A 17,850-nucleotide genomic window follows, 5' to 3' on the forward strand; every position below is an offset into this window, starting at 1 on the left:
AGACAAGACAACAACAATTCGAGTGAAACCATGAACATGCCGATTGCCCGAACCGTGCCCGATACCCCGCTGGACCCGATGGAAACCGCCAGCATCGACCAGTTGCGCCAGCATCAACTGGAGCGCCTGCGCTGGAGCCTCAACCACGCCTACGAGCGGGTGCCCCTGTATCGCCAGCGCTTCGACGCCCAGGGCGTGCACCCCCAGGACATCCGCCACCTGGAAGACCTGGCGCAACTGCCCTTCACCACCAAGTCCGACCTGCGGGACCACTATCCCTACGGCATGTTCGCGGTGCCGATGCAGGAGGTGGCGCGCCTGCACGCTTCCAGCGGCACCACCGGCAAGCCCACGGTGGTCGGCTACACCCGCAACGACATCGACACCTGGGCCCAGGTGGTGGCGCGCTCGATCCGCGCCGCCGGCGGCCGACCGGGAGACAAGGTGCACATCTCCTACGGCTACGGCCTGTTCACCGGCGGCCTGGGAGCGCACTACGGCGCCGAGCGCCTGGGCTGCACGGTGATCCCCATGTCCGGCGGCCAGACCGAAAAGCAGGTGCAACTGATCAAGGATTTCCAGCCGGACATCATCATGGTCACGCCCTCCTACATGCTCAACATCGCCGACGAGATCGAACGCCAGGGCCTGGACCCGCAGCAACTGGCACTGCGCCTGGGCATCTTCGGCGCCGAACCCTGGACCGATGAACTGCGCGGCGCCATCGAGCGGCGCCTGGGCATCAGCGCCCTGGACATCTACGGACTGTCGGAGATCATTGGCCCCGGGGTGGCCATGGAGTGCGCCGAAACCCGCGACGGACCGACCCTGTGGGAAGACCACTTCTATCCCGAGATCATCGATCCGCAGACCGGCCAGGTCCTGCCCGACGGGGAAATGGGCGAACTGGTGCTCACCTCCCTGACCAAGGAGGCGCTGCCGATGATCCGCTACCGCACCCGCGACCTGACCCGCCTGCTACCGGGAACGGCACGCCCCATGCGGCGCATCGACAAGATCACCGGACGCAGCGACGACATGCTGATCATTCGCGGGGTCAACGTGTTCCCCACCCAGGTCGAGGAACTGGTGCTCAAGGCCGAGCACCTGGCGCCCTGCTACGAGATCCACCTGTACCGCCACGGCAATCTCGACAGTGTCGACATCCATGTCGAGCTCAAGAGCGAGCACCAGCACCTGGGGGACCCGCAACAACGGGCCATCTGCAGCGAGTTGAGTCGCCACATAAAGAACCATATCGGCATCAGCTCACGTATCGTTTTGCAGCCGCCATTCAGCCTGAAACGCTCCGAAGGCAAGGCTTGTCGAGTGCTCGACAAGCGCAAGTAGTCCTCAACAAAAACCAACAGCCCCGCGATGACGGGGCTTTTTTTGGCCTGGACAAACAGCTTGCCGACAAAGCGATACAGAAACACAACATGACACGCTATTTTATGTTTGATATTTATTTATGTATCACATATAAACATCACAGCCTCATCCACACCTTCAACCCGGGAGACACTGCATGTACGCACAGCTGGTAGACACGGGGGTCAAGCGCATCACGCCGCTGGCAGAAATGTCCGAGCAGGAACGCACCTTCCAGGAAAAAATCGACGGCGAGATCAAGATCGAGGCCAAGAACTGGATGCCCGATGCCTACCGCCAGACGCTGATCCGGCAGATCTCCCAGCACGCCCACTCGGAAATCGTCGGCATGCTGCCGGAAGGCAACTGGGTCACCCGCGCCCCGACCCTCAAGCGCAAGCTGCAACTGATGGCCAAGATCCAGGACGAAGCCGGTCACGGCCTGTACCTGTACAGCGCCATGGAAACCCTGGGCGCCGACCGCGACGAGGAAATCGCCAAGCTCCACAGCGGCCGCGCCAAGTATTCGAGCATCTTCAACTACCCGACCCTGAACTGGGCCGACATGGGCGCGGTGGGCTGGCTGGTGGACGGTGCCGCCATCGTCAACCAGGTGGTGCTGCAGCGCACCTCCTACGGCCCCTACGCCCGGGCCATGGTGCGCATCTGCAAGGAAGAGAGCTTCCACCAGCGCCAGGGCTACGAAATCCTCCTGACCATGATGCGCGAGGGCAACCAGGCGCAGAGAGACATGGTCCAGGACGCCATCAACCGCCTGTGGTGGCCGGCACTGATGATGTTCGGCCCCAGCGACGAACACTCCCCCAACAGCGCCCAGTCCATGGCCTGGAAAATCAAGCGCCAGAGCAACGACGAACTGCGTCAGCGCTTCATCGACCAGACCATCCCGCAGCTGGAGCTGTTGGGCTGCACCTGCCCCGACCCGGACCTGAAGTGGAACGCCGAACGCGGCCACTACGACTTCGGCGAGATCCAGTGGCAGGAATTCTACGAGGTGCTCAAGGGCAATGGCCCATGCAACCAGGAGCGCCTGGAAACCCGCCGCCGGGCCATCGACGACGGCGCCTGGGTGCGGGCCGCCGCCGTGGCCCACGCCCAGAAACAAGCCAACAAGAACGCCGCCTGAGCGCGCCTGCCTGATCCGGAGTCAATCCCATGTCTGAATGGACCCTTTACGAAGTCTTCGTGCGCAGCAAGCACGGTCTCAATCACAAGCATGTGGGCAGCGTGCACGCCGCCGACGCCGCCATGGCCATGACCAACGCCCGGGACCTGTACACCCGGCGCAGCGAAGGCATGAGCCTGTGGGTAGTGCCCTCGGCGCAGATCGTTGCCTCCTCCCCGGATGACAAGGACCCGCTGTTCGATCCGGCCGACGACAAGGTCTACCGCCACGCCAGCTTCTACCAGCTGCCCCCTGAAGTCGGACACATGTGAGGCCGGCCATGAACCCTGCAAACGATCTGATCAACCACCTGCTGCGCCTGGGCGACAGCGCCCTGATCCAGGGCCAGCGCCTGTGCGAATGGTGCGGCCGGGCCCCGGCCCTGGAAGAAGAACTGGCGCTGATGAACGTCGGCCTCGACCTGGTGGGCCAGGCCCGCAACTGGCTGGACTACGCCGCCGAACGGCTGGCCGATGGCCGCGACGCCGATCACCTGGCCTTCCGTCGTGACGAGCGGGCCTACCGCAACCTGTTGCTGGTGGAACAGCCCAATGGCGATTTCGCGGTGACCCTGCTCAAGCAGTTCTTCTACGACGCCTGGCACCTGGAAACCCTCAAGGGCCTGAGCCAGTCGGCGGATGAGCGGATGGCCGGCATCGCCGCCAAGGCCCTCAAGGAAGTCACCTATCACCTGCGGCGTTCCAGCGAATGGGTCGAGCGCCTGGGAGACGGCACCGAGGTAAGCCACCAGCTCATGCTGCAGGCGATCCCCCGGCTGTGGCGCTTCACCGGTGAGCTGGTCGAGCACCACGCCACGGAAATCGAGCTGCACCGGGCCGGCCTGTGGGCCGATCCGGTCCAGGTGGCCGAGGCCTGGCGCGCCACCGTCGAAACCCACTTCGCCCGGGCCACCCTGCCCGTGCCCGAGGCGCCGAGCCATTTCTACCTGGATGCACGCCGGGGCCTGCACACCGAGCACCTGGGCCCACTGCTGGCCGAGATGCAATTCCTGCCGAGGGCCTACCCCGATGCGGTCTGGTGAACTGATCGGCAGCGACCAGGGCGCGCGGAGCCTGCAACGGGGCGACCTGGACCTGGCCTGGAGCACCCTGGATCAGGTCATGGACCCGGAAGTGCCGGTGGTCAGCGTGCTCGACCTGGGCATCGTCCGCGACCTGGACTGGCAGGCCGGCCATCTGCAGGTGGCGCTGACCCCCACCTACTCCGGCTGCCCGGCCACCGAGGTGATCGAGAACGACATTCGCCAGGCCCTGGAACAGGCCGGCTTCAAGGCTCCGCGCCTGGTGCGCCAACTGACCCCGGCCTGGACCACCGACTGGATCACCGAGCGCGGTCGCCAGCGCCTGCGGGCCTACGGCATCGCGCCGCCCTCGGGCAGCAGCAAGCGCAGCCTGCTGGGGGACGCGCCCCAGGTGCTCTGCCCGCAATGCGGCAGTGCCCACAGCGAGCGCCTCAGCGAGTTCGGCTCCACCGCCTGCAAGGCCCTGTACCGCTGCCGCGACTGCCTGGAACCCTTCGACTATTTCAAGTGCATCTGAGCCGCCCGCGCCTCAGAGGAGAATCACCATGAGCCAGTTCCACCGCTTGACCATCAAGGATGTACGCAGCGAAACCCGCGACGCGGTGTCCATCGCCTTCGAGATTCCCCGGCACCTGCAAGCGCAGTTCCACTTCACCCAGGGCCAGCATCTGGTGCTGCGCACCGAACTGGAGGGCGAGGAAGTCCGGCGCTCCTACTCCATCTGCAGCGGGGTGAATGACGACGAGCTGCGCATCGCGGTGAAACGCGTCAGCGGCGGGCGCTTTTCGGCCTTCGCCAACGAACGGCTCAAGCCCGGGCAGTCGCTGGAGGTCATGCCTCCGGCCGGCCGCTTCCATGTCGAGCTGGAGCCGACCCGTCGCGGCCACTACCTGGCGGTGGCCGCGGGCAGCGGCATCACGCCGATCCTGTCGATCATCAAGAGCACCCTGGAAGGCGAGCCGCTGAGTCGCATCACCCTGCTCTACGGCAACCGCTCCAGCGCCTCGGCGCTGTTTCGCGAACAGCTGGAGGACTTGAAGAACCGCTATCTGCAGCGCCTGAACCTGGTGTTCGTGTTCAGTCGCGAACAGCAGGACATCGACCTCTACAACGGCCGCATCAACCAGGACAAATGCCGGCAACTGTTTTCCCGCTGGCTCGATGTCAGGCAACTGGACGCGGCCTTCATCTGCGGCCCCCAGGCCATGACCGAAACCGTGCGCGACAGCCTCAAGGCCGCCGGCATGAAGGCCGAGCGCATCCACTTCGAGCTGTTCCATGCCGCCGGCGACGGCCAGAAGCGCCAGGCCCGGGAAGCCGCCCGCGCCCAGGACCCGCAGGTCAGCCGGATCACCGTGATCAGCGACGGTCGGGCCCTGGCCTTTGACCTGCCGCGCAACAGCCAGAGCCTGCTGGATGCCGGCAACGCCCAGGGCGCCGAACTGCCCTATTCGTGCAAGGCCGGGGTCTGCTCCACCTGCAAGTGCAAGGTCATCGAAGGCGAGGTGGAAATGGACAGCAACCACGCCCTGGAAGACTACGAAGTGGCGGCCGGTTATGTGCTGTCCTGCCAGTCCTATCCCCTCAGCGACAAGGTGGTCCTGGACTTCGACCAGCCCTGAACCCAGCGTCGGTACGCGTGCCCCAGAACAACAACAAGAGAGAACCGCCCATGAGCCCGCAAGAAATAGACCGCATCACCCGCCACCCGGACTTTATCCAGCTGGTCCGGCGCAAGCAGCGACTCTACTGGTCCCTGACCCTGGTCATGCTCCTGGCCTACTACGGCTTCGTGTTGCTGGTGGCCTTCAATCCCGGCCTGCTGGGCCGCTCGCTGTCCGGCGGGGCCACCAGCGTCGGCATGCCGGTGGGCGTGGCGATGATTCTCCTGGCCTTTGCCCTCACCGGTCTTTATGTGTATCGCAGCAACCGGCTGCTGGACCCGCTGAACGACAAACTCAAGCGCGAGTGCCGGTCATGAAGCGCGGTGCAGGAGCCTTCCTGCTGCCCTGCCTGCTGGCCTGGGACCTGGCCCTGGCCGCCGACGACAGCGCCCGCCCGCTGAACGGGAACGCCATCGGCATGTTCCTGGTGTTCGTCCTGCTGACCCTGGGCATCACCCGCTGGGCCGCCCTGCGCACCCGCTCGGCCAAGGACTTCTACACCGCCGGCGGCGGCATGAGCGGCCTGCAGAACGGCCTGGCGATTGCCGGTGACATGATCTCCGCCGCGTCCTTCCTGGGTATCTCGGCCATGATGTTTCTCAACGGCTACGACGGCCTGCTGTACGCCCTCGGGGTGCTGGCCGGCTGGCCGATCATCCTGTTCCTGATCGCCGAACGCCTGCGCAACCTGGGCACCTACACCTTCGCCGACGTGGTTTCCTATCGCCTGGCCCAGACGCCGGTGCGCCTGACCTCGGCGTTCGGCACCCTGACCGTGGCCCTGATGTACCTGGTGGCGCAGATGGTCGGCGCCGGCAAGCTGATCGAACTGCTGTTCGGCCTCAGCTACCTCCACGCGGTGATGCTGGTGGGCCTGCTGATGGTCTGCTACGTGACCTTCGGCGGCATGCTGGCCACCACCTGGGTGCAGATCATCAAGGCGGTGATGCTGCTCTCGGGCACCAGCTTCATGGCCTTCATGGTGCTCAAGCACTTCGGTTTCAGCAGCGAGGCGCTGTTCGCCCGCGCCAGCGAGGTGCACGCCAAGGGCAGCGCGATCATGGCCCCCGGCGGGCTGCTGTCGAACCCCATCGACGCCATTTCCCTGGGGCTGGGGATGATGTTCGGCACCGCCGGGCTGCCCCATATCCTCATGCGCTTCTTCACCGTCAGCGACGCCCGGGAAGCGCGCAAGAGCGTGCTCTATGCCACAGGTTTCATCGGCTACTTCTATCTGTTGCTGATCGTGGTCGGCTTCGGCGCGATCGTCATGGTCGGCACCGAGCCCGAGTATCGCGACGCCAGCGGCGCGATCATCGGCGGCGCCAACATGATCGCGGTGCACCTGGCCCAGGCGGTGGGCGGCAACCTGTTCCTGGGTTTCATCTCGGCCGTGGCCTTCGCCACCATTCTTGCGGTGGTGGCCGGGCTGGCGCTGTCCGGCGCCTCGGCGGTGTCCCATGACCTGTATGCCTGCGTGATGCGCCAAGGCCAGGCCAGCACCCAGCAGGAAATGCGCGTCTCGAAGATCGCCACCCTGTGCATCGGCGTCCTGGCCGTGCTGCTGGGGCTGCTGTTCGAATCGCAGAACATCGCCTTTCTCTCGGGGCTGGTGCTGGCGATTGCCGCGTCGGTGAATTTCCCCGTGCTGTTTCTTTCCATGTTCTGGAAAGGCCTGACCACCCGGGGCGCGGTGGGCGGCAGCCTGGCCGGGCTGATCTCGGCGATTGTCCTGCTGATCCTCAGCCCGGCGGTCTGGGTCAATGTGCTGCATCACCCCCAGGCGCTGTTTCCCTACGCCAACCCGGCGCTGTTCTCCATGAGCCTGGCGTTCCTTACGGCCTGGGCCTTGTCCGTCAGCGACCGCTCGCCCCGGGCCGAGCTGGAGCGCGGCCGCTACCTGGCGCAGTTCATCCGGTCCATGACCGGCATCGGCGCTGTCGGCGCCAGCCATCACTGAGTTGTCTCCCGGCGCCCGGTACGGTGCGCCGGCCCTCACTTGACCCTTCGGAGCCTTTCTCCCATGCCACAGTCTCCTACCCTGCAAAGCTTTATCGGCGGCCGCTGGATCGGCCAGCACCCGGCCCAGGCCTTGCGCAGCGCCATCGACGGCCATGAAGTGGCGCGCACCCATGAAGAGCCCCTGGACTTCGCCGAAGCGCTGCAACATGGCCGCGTGAACGGTGCCCGAGCCCTGCTGGCCCTGGATTTCCAGGAGCGCGCCCGGCGCCTCAAGGCCCTGGCGCTGTACCTTGGCGAGCGCAAGGAACAGCTGTACGCCCTGTCCCACCACAGCGGCGCAACCCGGGCCGACAGCTGGATCGACATCGAGGGCGGCAACAGCACCCTGTTCAGCTATGCCGGGCTCGGCGCCCGCGAGCTGCCCTCGGGCAACCTGCTGCACGAAGGCCCGGCACAGCCCCTGAGCAAGCTCGGCAGTTTTGCCGGCACCCATATCCTGGTGCCCCGTGGCGGCGTGGCGGTGCACATCAACGCCTTCAACTTTCCCATCTGGGGGATGCTGGAAAAGTTCGCCCCCTGCTTTCTCGCCGGCATGCCCTGCATCGTCAAACCGGCCAGTGCCACCAGCTACCTGACCGAGGCGGCGGTGCGCCTGATGCATGAGTCCGGCCTGTTGCCCGAAGGCAGCCTGCAACTGGTGATCGGCGGCACCGGCGATCTGCTCGATCGCCTGCAAGGCCAGGACCTGGTGACCTTCACCGGTTCGGCGGTCACCGCCGCCACGCTGCGGGCCAACCCCAACCTGATCCGCCACTCGGTGCCCTTCAACGCCGAGGCCGATTCGCTGAACTGCGCGATCCTGGCGCCGGACGTGACCCCGGACGACCCGGAGTTCGAGCTGTTCATCAAGGAAGTGGTGCGGGAAATGACGGTCAAGGCCGGGCAGAAATGCACCGCCATCCGCCGTGCCATCGTTCCGGCCAAACAGCTGGATGCAGTAGCCACGGGCTTGCGCGAGCGCCTGGCGAAGGTGGTGGTCGGCGATCCGTCGCTGGAAGGCGTGCGCATGGGCGCCCTGGCCTCCCACGCGCAACAGCGGGACGTGGCCGAGCGCCTGGAAAGCCTGCTGCACAGCAGCGACCTGTTGTTCGGCGCCCGGGACGGCTTCGAGCCCCGGGGCGAAAACGTCAGCCAGGGCGCGTTCTTTGCCCCGACCCTGCTGCTGGCCCGCGATCCCCTGGCCCAGGGCGGCGCCCACGATATCGAGGCCTTTGGTCCGGTCAGCAGCCTGATGGCCTACGACGATCTGGATCAGGCCCTGGAACTGGCCGCCCGTGGCAAGGGCAGCCTGGTGGCCAGCCTGGTGACCAAGGACCCGGGCATCGCCGCCCAGGTCATCCCCCGGGCCGCGGCCTGGCACGGCCGGCTGCTGGTCCTGGACCGCGAGTGCGCCGGCGAATCCACCGGCCATGGCTCGCCGCTGCCGCAACTCAAGCACGGCGGCCCGGGTCGCGCCGGTGGCGGTGAAGAGCTGGGCGGCCTGCGGGCGGTCAAGCACTACCTGCAGCGGGCCGCGGTGCAGGGGTCCCCGAGCATGCTGGCGGCAGTGACCGGTGAATACGTGCGCGGCGCCAAGGTCATCGAAACCGAGGTCCACCCGTTCCGCCGGCACTTCCAGGACCTGCAGGTCGGTGAATCCCTGCTGACCCACCGGCGCACCGTGACCGAAGCCGACCTGGTGAATTTCGGTTGCCTGTCGGGGGACCACTTCTATATGCACTTCGACGAGATTGCCGCCAAGCAGTCGCAGTTCGGCAAGCGCATTGCCCACGGCTATTTCGTGCTCTCGGCGGCGGCCGGTCTGTTCGTCTCCCCGGGGCCGGGCCCGGTCCTGGCCAACTATGGCCTGGACACACTGCGCTTCATCAGCCCGGTGGGCATTGGCGACACCCTGCAGGCGCGCCTGACCTGCAAGCGCAAGATCGATCAGGGCAAGCAGAGCCCCCAGGGCACGCCGCAAGGGGTGGTGGCCTGGGACGTGGAAGTGACCAACCAGCTGGGTGAGCTGGTGGCCAGCTACGACATCCTGACCCTGGTCGCCAAGCGCCCCGACTAAACCCCGCCCCCAGGCAGGCGCTGGCGGGCCAGCGAAGGCGTCCTTGAACGCTGCGCAAGACTCACAGGCCCATTCGTCGGCAAGCCGGCGCCTGCAAGAGCCCCCCCGATGGTGTGCCGAGCGTAGGCGCTGGCTTGCCGGCGAAGGCGCCCAGCGGCACTGTGCAGGAGCCAAGGGCCTGCTCGCCGGCAAGCCGGCGCCTACTAGGGTGGGGGCCGGATCGCTTGGGTGGAGGCGATTGTCGCAAAAGATTTCATCAATTCTTGATTCTCAATTCGCCATGCGGCAAGTTGCGCGCTTCTCAACACAAGGAGCAGCCCATGTCCGGCTCAATGGCCCAGGCGTTTGCGCACAATTTTCTCGGCCAGTCCCCACGTTGGTACAAGGCCAGCATCCTCGCCTTCCTGCTGCTCAATCCCCTGCTGTACTTCTGGGTCAGCCCGGCGGCGGCCGGATGGTGCCTGGTGATCGAGTTCATCTTCACCCTGGCCATGGCCCTCAAGTGCTACCCCTTGATGCCCGGCGGCCTGCTGCTGGTGGAGGCGCTACTGCTGGGCATGGCCACGCCCCAGGCCCTGTATGACGAACTGGTGCACAACTTCCCGGTGATCCTGCTGCTGATGTTCATGGTGGCCGGCATCTATTTCATGAAGGAACTGCTGCTGTTCCTGTTCTCCCGGCTACTGCTGGGGGTGCGTTCCAAGGCGCTGCTGGGCTTGCTGTTCTGCTTTCTGTCGGCCTTTCTCTCGGCCTTTCTCGACGCCCTGACCGTCACCGCGGTGATCATCAGCGCCGCCGTGGGCTTCTACTCGGTGTACCACCGGGTGGCCTCCGGCAATGACCCGCGCCAGGACAGCGCCTTTGGCGACGACCAGCACCTGCCGCCCCTGCATCACGACGACCTGCAGCAGTTCCGTGCCTTTCTGCGCAGCCTGTTGATGCACGGCGCCGTGGGCACGGCCCTGGGCGGCGTGTGCACCCTGGTGGGTGAACCGCAGAACCTGTTGATCGGCCACGAGATGGGCTGGCACTTCGCCGAGTTCTTCAGCAAGGTGGCGCCGGTGTCCCTGCCGGTGCTGGCGGCGGGGCTGGCGACCTGCGTGCTGCTGGAAAAACTGCGCTGGTTCGGTTACGGCACCCTGCTGCCGGACAACGTGCGCCGGGTGCTGGCCAACTACGCCGCCGAAGACGATGCCCAGCGCAGCGCGCGGCAACGGGCGGCCCTGCTGGTGCAGGGGCTGGCGGCCTTGATCCTGATTATCGGCCTGGCCCTGCATGTGGCCGAAGTCGGGCTGATCGGGCTGTTGGTGATCGTGCTGATCACCGCCCTCACCGGGATTACCGATGAGCACCGGCTGGGCAACGCCTTCAAGGACGCCATGCCCTTCACCGCCCTGCTAGTAGTGTTCTTTGCCGTGGTCGCAGTGATTCACCAGCAGCAACTGTTCGTGCCGCTGATCCAGTGGGTGCTGGCGCTGCCGCAGGAGCAGCAACCGGGCATGCTGTTCATCGCCAATGGCCTGCTGTCGGCGATCAGTGACAACGTGTTCGTCGCCACCATCTACATCACCGAAGTGAAACGGGCCTTCGTCGCCGGACAGATGAGCCGCGAACACTTCGAGACCTTGGCGATCGCCATCAACACCGGCACCAACCTGCCCAGCGTGGCCACGCCCAACGGCCAGGCGGCGTTCCTGTTCCTGCTGACGTCGGCGATTGCGCCGCTGGTTCGCCTGTCCTACGGCCGCATGGTGTGGATGGCCCTGCCCTACACCGTGGTCATGGGCCTGCTGGGCTGGTACGCGGTGAGCTACTGGCTGTAGGCACTGCCGCGCCGCCCCGGGGCTGGACGTTGCGGCGCGCTTGATTCGATAGCAGCAAGCCCGTGGCCCGGCGCAACGCCCGGCCATGCTCCTCAGCGCAGGAGGATGTAGCGCTCGATGGCCTCGGCGGCGCCGTCTTCCAGGTTGCTGCCGGTGATCACATCCGCCTGGCGCTTGACCTGCTCCTGCGCCTGGCCCATGGCAATCGACAGGCCGGCACGCTGGAACATCGCCGGGTCGTTGCCGCCATCCCCCAGCGCCGCGGTGCGCTGCAGCGGCACGCCCAGGTACTCGGCCAGGGTGACCAGGGCCTGTCCCTTGTCCGCCTGCAGGGCGGTGACATCAAGGAACCTGGGTTGGGAACGGGACGCCTGGGCCTGCCCGGCGGTGCTTGCATGCAAGCGAGCCTCCAGCTCCACCAGCAACCGATGGTCGCTGCTGGCGGCCACGATCTTGTCGATGCGCGGCAGGTACTCCTCGAAACTGTCCACCACTTTCGGCCCAAAGCCCAGGGCCTGGCGCTCCAGGGGCATGAGGGCGCCATCGAGGTGGCGCAGCAGCCATTGGTTGTCGGCGAACACCCAAGTCTCGATCTGCGGGAACGCTTCGAACAGCAGCAAGGCGCTCACCGCCGCTGGCACCGGCACATGATGGCGAACCAGAAAGCGGCCATCGGGCCTGACGATGCTGCCGCCATTGAACCCCGCTGTCGGCAGGTCCACGCCCAGGGCCTCGATCTGCTGCTGCATGGCCCGCGGCGGTCGGCCGGTGGCCAGGCTGAACGCCACCCCAGCCTCGCGCAAGGCGCGAACGGCATCGAGGGTGCGGGGGCTGATGCTGTGGTCGGGACGCAACAGGGTGCCGTCCATGTCACTGAGCAGGAACTGGATCGACGGCGCCTTGGAGACACTCATCCGAGGGGGCGCCAGACCCGGCCGTCCCGCGCCAGCAGCTCGTCGCCGGCCGCCGGGCCATCGGTGCCGGCGGGATAAGGCTGCACGCTGGCGTCCTGCTTCCAGGCATCGAGAAAGGGCTGTACCGCACGCCAGCCGTTCTCGATGTTGTCGGCGCGCTGAAACAGGGTCTGGTCGCCGATCAGGCAGTCATAGATCAGCGTCTCGTAGCCGGTGGACGGCTGCATTTCGAAGAAATCGCGGTAGGCAAAGCCCAACTCGATATTGGCCATGTCCAGGCTCGGCCCGGGCCGCTTGGCCAGCAGATCGAACCATACGCCCTCATTGGGCTGGATCTGGATCAGCAGGTAGGTCGGCGACAGGCGCTCGACCTCGGTGTCACGGAATTGCGCATAAGGCGCCGGCTTGAAGCAGATGACGATCTCGGTGTCGCGCACGCTCATGCGCTTGCCGGTACGCAGGTAGAACGGCACCCCGACCCAGCGCCAGTTGTCGATCATCACCTTCAGCGCGACATAGGTTTCGGTATTGCTGTCCGGCGCCACATTGGCCTCGTCGCGATAACCCGGCACCGGCTTGCCGTCCGCCACGGCGGCACTGTACTGACCGCGCACCGAGTTGGCCCGGGCCTCTTCCAGGGACCAGGGGCGGATCGCCCCCACGACCTTGGCCTTCTCGCCGCGCACCGCGTCGGCGCCAAAGGCCGCCGGGGGCTCCATCGCCACCATCGCCAACAGCTGGAACAGGTGATTGGGCACCATGTCCCGCAGGGCGCCGGTGTGTTCATAAAAGCTGCCACGGGTTTCGACCCCGACGGTTTCCGCCGCGGTGATCTGCACGTGGTCGATGTAATGATTGTTCCAGAACGCTTCGAACAGGCTGTTGGAGAACCGGCTGACCAGAATGTTCTGCACGGTTTCCTTGCCCAGGTAATGGTCGATGCGATAGATCTGCTTCTCGCTCATGACCTTGAGCAGGCAGGCGTTGAGGGCTTCGGCGGTCTGCAGGTCGGAGCCGAAGGGCTTCTCGATCACCACCCGGCGAAAGCCGTCCTCCCGCTCTTCCAGCAGCCCCGCCGCCCCCAGCCGCTGCACCACTTCACCGAAGAAGCGCGGCGCGGTGGCCAGGTAGAACACCGCATTGCCGGTGCCGCTGGCGGCAATCCGTGCTGCCAGCTCGACATAGGTGGAATCGTCGAGGAAATCGCCCTGGACGTAGCGGATGCCCCGGGTCAGGCGGGCCCAGACGGCGGCGTCCACCGACGCCCCCTGGCCTTGTTTGTTCAGCACTTCATCGCGAAGGAAGTCTTCCAGCAGCGTGGCGAACTCGGCGTCGCTCACCGCATTGTGGTCGACGCCGACAATCCGCAGTCCCTCATCCAGCAAGCCGTCGCGGCTCAGGTTGTACAGCGCCGGGGTCAACAGGCGCTTGACCAGATCGCCCCGGGCACCGAACAGGAACAGCGTGGTCGGCGGCGCCGGCAACGCCTTGGACTTCTTTCGCGTGGCGGTCATTTCTTCCCGCTCTCCACATGGCCGCCAAAGCCGAAGCGCATGGCCGAGAGCAGTTTGTCGCCGTAGGTGCCCTGGCCGCGGGAGCGGTAGCGGGAGAACAGCGAGTTGGACAGCACCGGCACCGGCACCGCCTGCTCCATGGCCGCTTCGATGGTCCAGCGCCCTTCGCCGCTGTCGGCCACGGAACCGGAAAAGCCTTCGAGTTTCGGATCGCCGGCCAGGGCATCGGCGGTCAGGTCCAGGAGCCAGGACGACACCACGCTGCCACGACGCCAGACTTCGGCGATGTCCGCCACGTTCAGGTCAAAACGCTGATCCTGCGGCAGGATGTCCGACGACTTGGTCTTGAGAATGTCGAAGCCCTCGGCGAAGGCCTGCATCATCCCGTACTCGATGCCGTTGTGGATCATCTTGACGAAGTGTCCGGCACCGGCGGGACCGGCGTGGATGTAGCCGCGCTCGGCACGGTCGTCAGCGGCGACCCGGTCCTTGGTCCGTGGAATCGAACCCAGGCCCGGGGCCAGGGCCGCGAACAGCGGATCCAGGCGCAGCACCTCATCGGCGTCGCCGCCGATCATCATGCAGTAGCCGCGCTCCAGGCCCCAGACGCCGCCGGAGGTGCCGACGTCGATGTACTTCAGGCCCTTTTGCGCCAGATCGCGGGCGCGACGGATGTCGTCCTTATAGTAGGTGTTGCCGCCGTCGATGATGACGTCACCCGGTTCCAGCAACTGGCTGAGGGTATCGATGGTGTCTTCGGTGGGTTCGCCGGCGGGCAGCATGACCCAGACGGCGCGGGGTTTTTCCAGGCCGGCCACCAGGGCCGGCAGATCGGCGACGCCCTTGGCGCCTTCGGCGGCCAGGGTGCTGACGAACTCGGTGTTGCGGTCAAAGACTACGGTTTCGTGCCCATTGAGCATCAGGCGCCGTGCAATGTTACCGCCCATGCGGCCCAGTCCAATAATCCCCAGTTGCATGTGCTGATGCTCCTACTGCAAAAAATTCAGATCAAAAAATGTATAGCCCAATGGGCCGGTACCCACTTCAAGGGGCGCAACTATACAAGGCAAGACGCTCCAAGACAGCGCAATCTTCAGACAAAAGCGCAGTTTTTGCGGCCACCTGCGCTCAACGCGACGTGCCCGGGCCCGGTTCCCGCCCCGGCGGGCGGGCGGGCAACGAGTGAAGATTAGTCCAGGCACCCGGGGCGAAGTTTCGCAGAGCCCGGGGGAATAACGACAGAAAACCACGGCAAGACACAGCGACCCCGAAAAATAAAAAAGTTCCCATTACCCGAAAAAGAAATAAAATCGCCGCCTGCGACAGCGCTCCACGCCCGGCATGGGCAGAGCACAGCATAGTTGAGGCACGCCATTTGCGAGGTGAAGCAATGGGCACAGTACAACCGGCACGACCTGCACAAACCCTTTATGTGACCATTCGTCGCGACGAATTGCGTCAGCTCAAGGAGCAACGCGACCAGTTGCAACAAGAGGTCGCACAACTGCGCCGGATGTTGCAGGCCCAGGCTCAAGGCCCTGTCGCCGAGCTGCACCTTCCCTCCGCGAGCTGAACTCGCCCCTCGACGCAGGCCCGGCCTGCGTTATCTGTCCAACGGCGCATCCGCCGAACAGCCGTGACTGCGGCGGCTTCCCGGACAAAAATCCCACGTCTGCCTCACGAACTTTTCACACTTGCCACTCGATACTCCAGGCCATTGTGGCCGTCTTGTTACCGACGGCGGGCTTCATTTGCGGCGCGATACCTGCGCCCAATGATCTTGGAATTGTGGGGAGCACTGAATGGCTTTGTTCAAACGCAGTACGACGTCTGCGGCAGGTTTCGACTGGATGGGCCTGCTCTGGCTGTTCCTGTTCTTCTGGTATTTCTCCGGCATCACTCAACTGCTGATCCAGCTGACCGACACCTCCGGCTTCGCCGGTTTCCGCCAGGCGTTCTTCATGAGTGCCATCTGGCTGGCGCCGATGCTGCTGTTCCCGGCGCGCACCAAAGTCATGGCCGCGGTGATCGGTGTGGTGCTCTGGGCCTGTTCCATGGCCAGCCTGGGCTACTTCTTCATCTACCAGCAGGAGTTCTCGCAAAGCGTCATTTTCATCATGTTCGAGTCCAACCCCTCGGAAGCCGGTGAATACCTGACCCAGTACTTTGCCTGGTGGATGGTTGCGGCCTTCCTGGCCCACACGGCCTTTGCCATCTTCCTCTGGACCCGCCTGCGCCCGGTCTACCTGCCCCGGGGCCAGGCACTGGTCGCCGCCGCGGCGATCCTGGTGGCGATTGTCGGCTACCCCCTGGTCAAGCAGATCTCGCGCACCGAAACCCTGGCCGACGGCCTGGAAAAGTTCGAAACCCGCATCGAGCCGGCAGTGCCATGGCAGATGGTGGTCGCCTATCGCCGCTACCGTCAGCAACTGGACGGCATGCAAGGCATGCTCGACAGCGTCAGCAAGATCCCGCCCCTGACCAACCTCAAGGACAGCATGGCCAACCAGCCGGCCACCCTGGTGCTGGTGATCGGTGAATCCACCAACCGCCAGCGCATGAGCCTGTACGGCTACCCGCGCCAGACCACTCCGGAGCTGGACAAGCTCAAGGACCAGCTGGCGGTGTTCAACAACGTCATCACCCCGCGCCCCTATACCATCGAGGCCTTGCAACAGGTACTGACCTTCGCCGATGAAGAAAACCCCGACCTGTATCTCAAGACCCCCTCCCTGGTCAGCGTGATGAAGCAGGCCGGCTACAAGACCTACTGGATCACCAACCAGCAGACCATGACCAAGCGCAACACCATGCTCACCACCTTCTCTGAACAGGCGGACGAGCAGGTTTACCTGAACAACAACCGCAACCAGAACGCCCGCCAGTACGATGGCGACGTCCTGGAGCCCTTCTCCAAGGCCCTGGCCGACAGCGCCCCGCGCAAGTTCATCGTGGTGCACCTGCTGGGCACCCACATGAGCTACCAGTACCGCTACCCGCCGACCTTTGAAAAATTCACCGATCGCCAGGGCGTGCCGGCCGGCGTGCACGACGACCAGGTGCCGACCTACAACAGCTATGACAACGCCGTGCTGTACAACGACTTCGTGGTGTCCAGCCTGATCAAGGACTACGCCAAGACCGACCCCAACGGCTTCCTGCTGTACCTGTCGGACCACGGCGAAGACGTCTTCGACTCTGCCGGCCACGACACCCTGGGACGCAACGAAGGCAAGCCCACCGCGCCGATGTACACCATTCCGTTCATGGCCTGGGCCTCGCCGAAATGGCGCGAAACCCATGACTGGAACTTTGCTTCCGACCTCAGCCGGCCCTACATCAGCTCCCAGCTGGTGCATACCTGGGCCGAACTGGCCGGCCTGAGCTTCGATCAGCTGGACCCTAGCCGCAGCCTGATCAGCGACAGCTTCAAGCCTCGCCCCCTGCTGATTGGCGACCCCTACTCGCGCCAGAGCAAGCCGCTGATCGACTTCAGCCTGATGAAGCCCAAGCCGCCGACCGACGCCGCCGTGGTGCAGCAGTAAGAATCCACACCGGGGGCCGCAACGGCCCCCATCCGCGCCAATACGCAACAGCCCTTCCCCCTTCCGCCTGCCCCCGTAGAAGCCTGCTGGTCGACGAAAGCGCCAGCACCCGCCCTGATCAATGCCTCTGTCGGCACAGCGGCTCATAGCGGCCTGCACTTGGCAACGGACACATGTTGTCAAGAATGCAATTGTGCATTCAGGCTGACGTTAACCCTCACTTAATACACTTCGCTGAAACTTGCCCCATCACTTCTTGTACAGGGACGAAACAAGTGACCGAACACTCTTAAGTAGGAAACGCAGTATGAAACTTTCAACTTTGGTATTTAGCGGTTTGATCCTAGCCACTTCCAGTGCAGCCTTTGCCGAAGGCGGAGCCGAGCATATGCAACGCTTCTACGAGAACTTCCGGGTCAATCAGCAACAGATTCACGGCGATAAGAACCAGAACCTCGCCAAGACCGAGCAAGACAAGGCCGGTACTCACTATTCCGCGCCGGACGCCAAGAAACAACAGCCCGACGCTTGATCCATGTTCAACGCAATACCCACTCTGGACATTGTGCTCCTGTGACAGAGATGGACGTTTTGGCGCCCTGTTGGGCGCCTTTTTTATATCCGCTTAAAACAACTTTCTGTCACCACAATGACCCCTGCATTACAACTCTGTCATTTGCCACTGCGCGCGTGCCGATTGAATTAGGATGCCT

Annotated in this window: 16 protein-coding genes; 13 read left to right on the forward strand and 3 right to left on the reverse strand. The window is 64.8% G+C overall.

All coding sequences use genetic code 11. The features are described from left to right. Window positions 1–30 precede the first annotated feature (30 nt). From paaK to nhaB, 10 genes are all read left to right on the forward strand, one after another. Complete coding sequence (gene paaK, locus POS17_RS15510; protein WP_060839386.1) at window positions 31–1,350, forward strand: phenylacetate--CoA ligase PaaK; 1,320 nt, start codon at window positions 31–33, stop codon at window positions 1,348–1,350. A gap of 178 nt (window positions 1,351–1,528) precedes the next feature. Beyond that, complete coding sequence (gene paaA / locus POS17_RS15515; protein ID WP_060839387.1) at window positions 1,529–2,518, forward strand: 1,2-phenylacetyl-CoA epoxidase subunit PaaA; 990 nt, start codon at window positions 1,529–1,531, stop codon at window positions 2,516–2,518. A gap of 29 nt (window positions 2,519–2,547) precedes the next feature. Beyond that, window positions 2,548–2,829, forward strand: a complete 282-nt coding sequence (paaB, locus tag POS17_RS15520; RefSeq protein ID WP_060839388.1) for a 1,2-phenylacetyl-CoA epoxidase subunit PaaB — start codon at window positions 2,548–2,550, stop codon at window positions 2,827–2,829. Window positions 2,830–2,837: 8 nt separating this feature from the next. Further along, window positions 2,838–3,599 (forward strand): 1,2-phenylacetyl-CoA epoxidase subunit PaaC, encoded by a 762-nt coding sequence (paaC, locus tag POS17_RS15525; protein WP_060839389.1) that lies wholly within the window; start codon window positions 2,838–2,840, stop codon window positions 3,597–3,599. Further along, window positions 3,586–4,116 carry a 1,2-phenylacetyl-CoA epoxidase subunit PaaD gene (paaD, locus tag POS17_RS15530; RefSeq protein WP_060839390.1) on the forward strand — a complete coding sequence of 177 codons (531 nt, stop codon included), beginning with the start codon at window positions 3,586–3,588 and terminating at the stop codon, window positions 4,114–4,116. Before paaC ends, paaD begins: the two co-directional genes overlap by 14 nt. A gap of 28 nt (window positions 4,117–4,144) precedes the next feature. Next, window positions 4,145–5,221 (forward strand): 1,2-phenylacetyl-CoA epoxidase subunit PaaE, encoded by a 1,077-nt coding sequence (gene paaE / locus POS17_RS15535; protein ID WP_060839391.1) that lies wholly within the window; start codon window positions 4,145–4,147, stop codon window positions 5,219–5,221. A 50-nt stretch (window positions 5,222–5,271) separates the two neighbouring features. After that, window positions 5,272–5,580, forward strand: coding sequence for a DUF485 domain-containing protein (locus POS17_RS15540; protein WP_060839392.1), 309 nt, complete (start codon window positions 5,272–5,274; stop codon window positions 5,578–5,580). Continuing rightward, window positions 5,577–7,223 (forward strand): cation acetate symporter, encoded by a 1,647-nt coding sequence (locus POS17_RS15545; protein WP_060839393.1) that lies wholly within the window; start codon window positions 5,577–5,579, stop codon window positions 7,221–7,223. The genes POS17_RS15540 and POS17_RS15545 overlap by 4 nt, the downstream gene beginning before the upstream one ends. Window positions 7,224–7,286: 63 nt before the next feature. Continuing rightward, window positions 7,287–9,341 carry a phenylacetic acid degradation bifunctional protein PaaZ gene (gene paaZ, locus POS17_RS15550; protein WP_060839394.1) on the forward strand — a complete coding sequence of 685 codons (2,055 nt, stop codon included), beginning with the start codon at window positions 7,287–7,289 and terminating at the stop codon, window positions 9,339–9,341. A 320-nt stretch (window positions 9,342–9,661) separates the two neighbouring features. Next, window positions 9,662–11,164 (forward strand): sodium/proton antiporter NhaB, encoded by a 1,503-nt coding sequence (gene nhaB / locus POS17_RS15555; protein WP_060839395.1) that lies wholly within the window; start codon window positions 9,662–9,664, stop codon window positions 11,162–11,164. A 92-nt stretch (window positions 11,165–11,256) separates the two neighbouring features. Here nhaB and POS17_RS15560 read toward each other — a convergent pair whose 3' ends face one another. Genes POS17_RS15560 through gnd form a run of 3 tightly spaced genes read right to left on the reverse strand, consistent with a single transcriptional unit; the run spans window position 11,257 to window position 14,569 of the window. After that, entirely contained in the window at window positions 11,257–12,078 is an 822-nt protein-coding gene (locus tag POS17_RS15560) for a Cof-type HAD-IIB family hydrolase (RefSeq protein ID WP_060839396.1), read from the reverse strand. After that, window positions 12,075–13,592, reverse strand: a complete 1,518-nt coding sequence (zwf, locus tag POS17_RS15565) for a glucose-6-phosphate dehydrogenase (protein WP_060839397.1) — start codon at window positions 13,590–13,592, stop codon at window positions 12,075–12,077. The genes POS17_RS15560 and zwf overlap by 4 nt, the downstream gene beginning before the upstream one ends. Continuing rightward, complete coding sequence (gene gnd, locus POS17_RS15570; protein ID WP_060839398.1) at window positions 13,589–14,569, reverse strand: phosphogluconate dehydrogenase (NAD(+)-dependent, decarboxylating); 981 nt, start codon at window positions 14,567–14,569, stop codon at window positions 13,589–13,591. Before gnd ends, zwf begins: the two co-directional genes overlap by 4 nt. Before the next feature lie 413 nt (window positions 14,570–14,982). On the opposite strand from gnd, the gene POS17_RS31010 reads away from it, so the two are divergent. The 3 genes from POS17_RS31010 to POS17_RS15580 all read left to right on the forward strand — a co-directional run bounded on the left by POS17_RS31010 (window position 14,983) and on the right by POS17_RS15580 (window position 17,669). After that, window positions 14,983–15,165 carry a DUF6026 family protein gene (locus POS17_RS31010; protein WP_082729251.1) on the forward strand — a complete coding sequence of 61 codons (183 nt, stop codon included), beginning with the start codon at window positions 14,983–14,985 and terminating at the stop codon, window positions 15,163–15,165. A 229-nt stretch (window positions 15,166–15,394) separates the two neighbouring features. Next, on the forward strand, window positions 15,395–17,137 hold the full coding sequence (locus POS17_RS15575) for a phosphoethanolamine transferase CptA (protein WP_060839399.1): 1,743 nt from the start codon (window positions 15,395–15,397) through the stop codon (window positions 17,135–17,137). Between the two features lie 307 nt (window positions 17,138–17,444). Further along, window positions 17,445–17,669: a hypothetical protein gene (locus POS17_RS15580; protein ID WP_016963250.1), complete on the forward strand. Its 225-nt coding sequence runs from the start codon at window positions 17,445–17,447 to the stop codon at window positions 17,667–17,669. Window positions 17,670–17,850 lie beyond the last annotated feature (181 nt).

Source organism: Pseudomonas sp. Os17 (genome assembly GCF_001547895.1).
In the GTDB taxonomy this organism is placed as follows: Bacteria; Pseudomonadota; Gammaproteobacteria; order Pseudomonadales; family Pseudomonadaceae; genus Aquipseudomonas.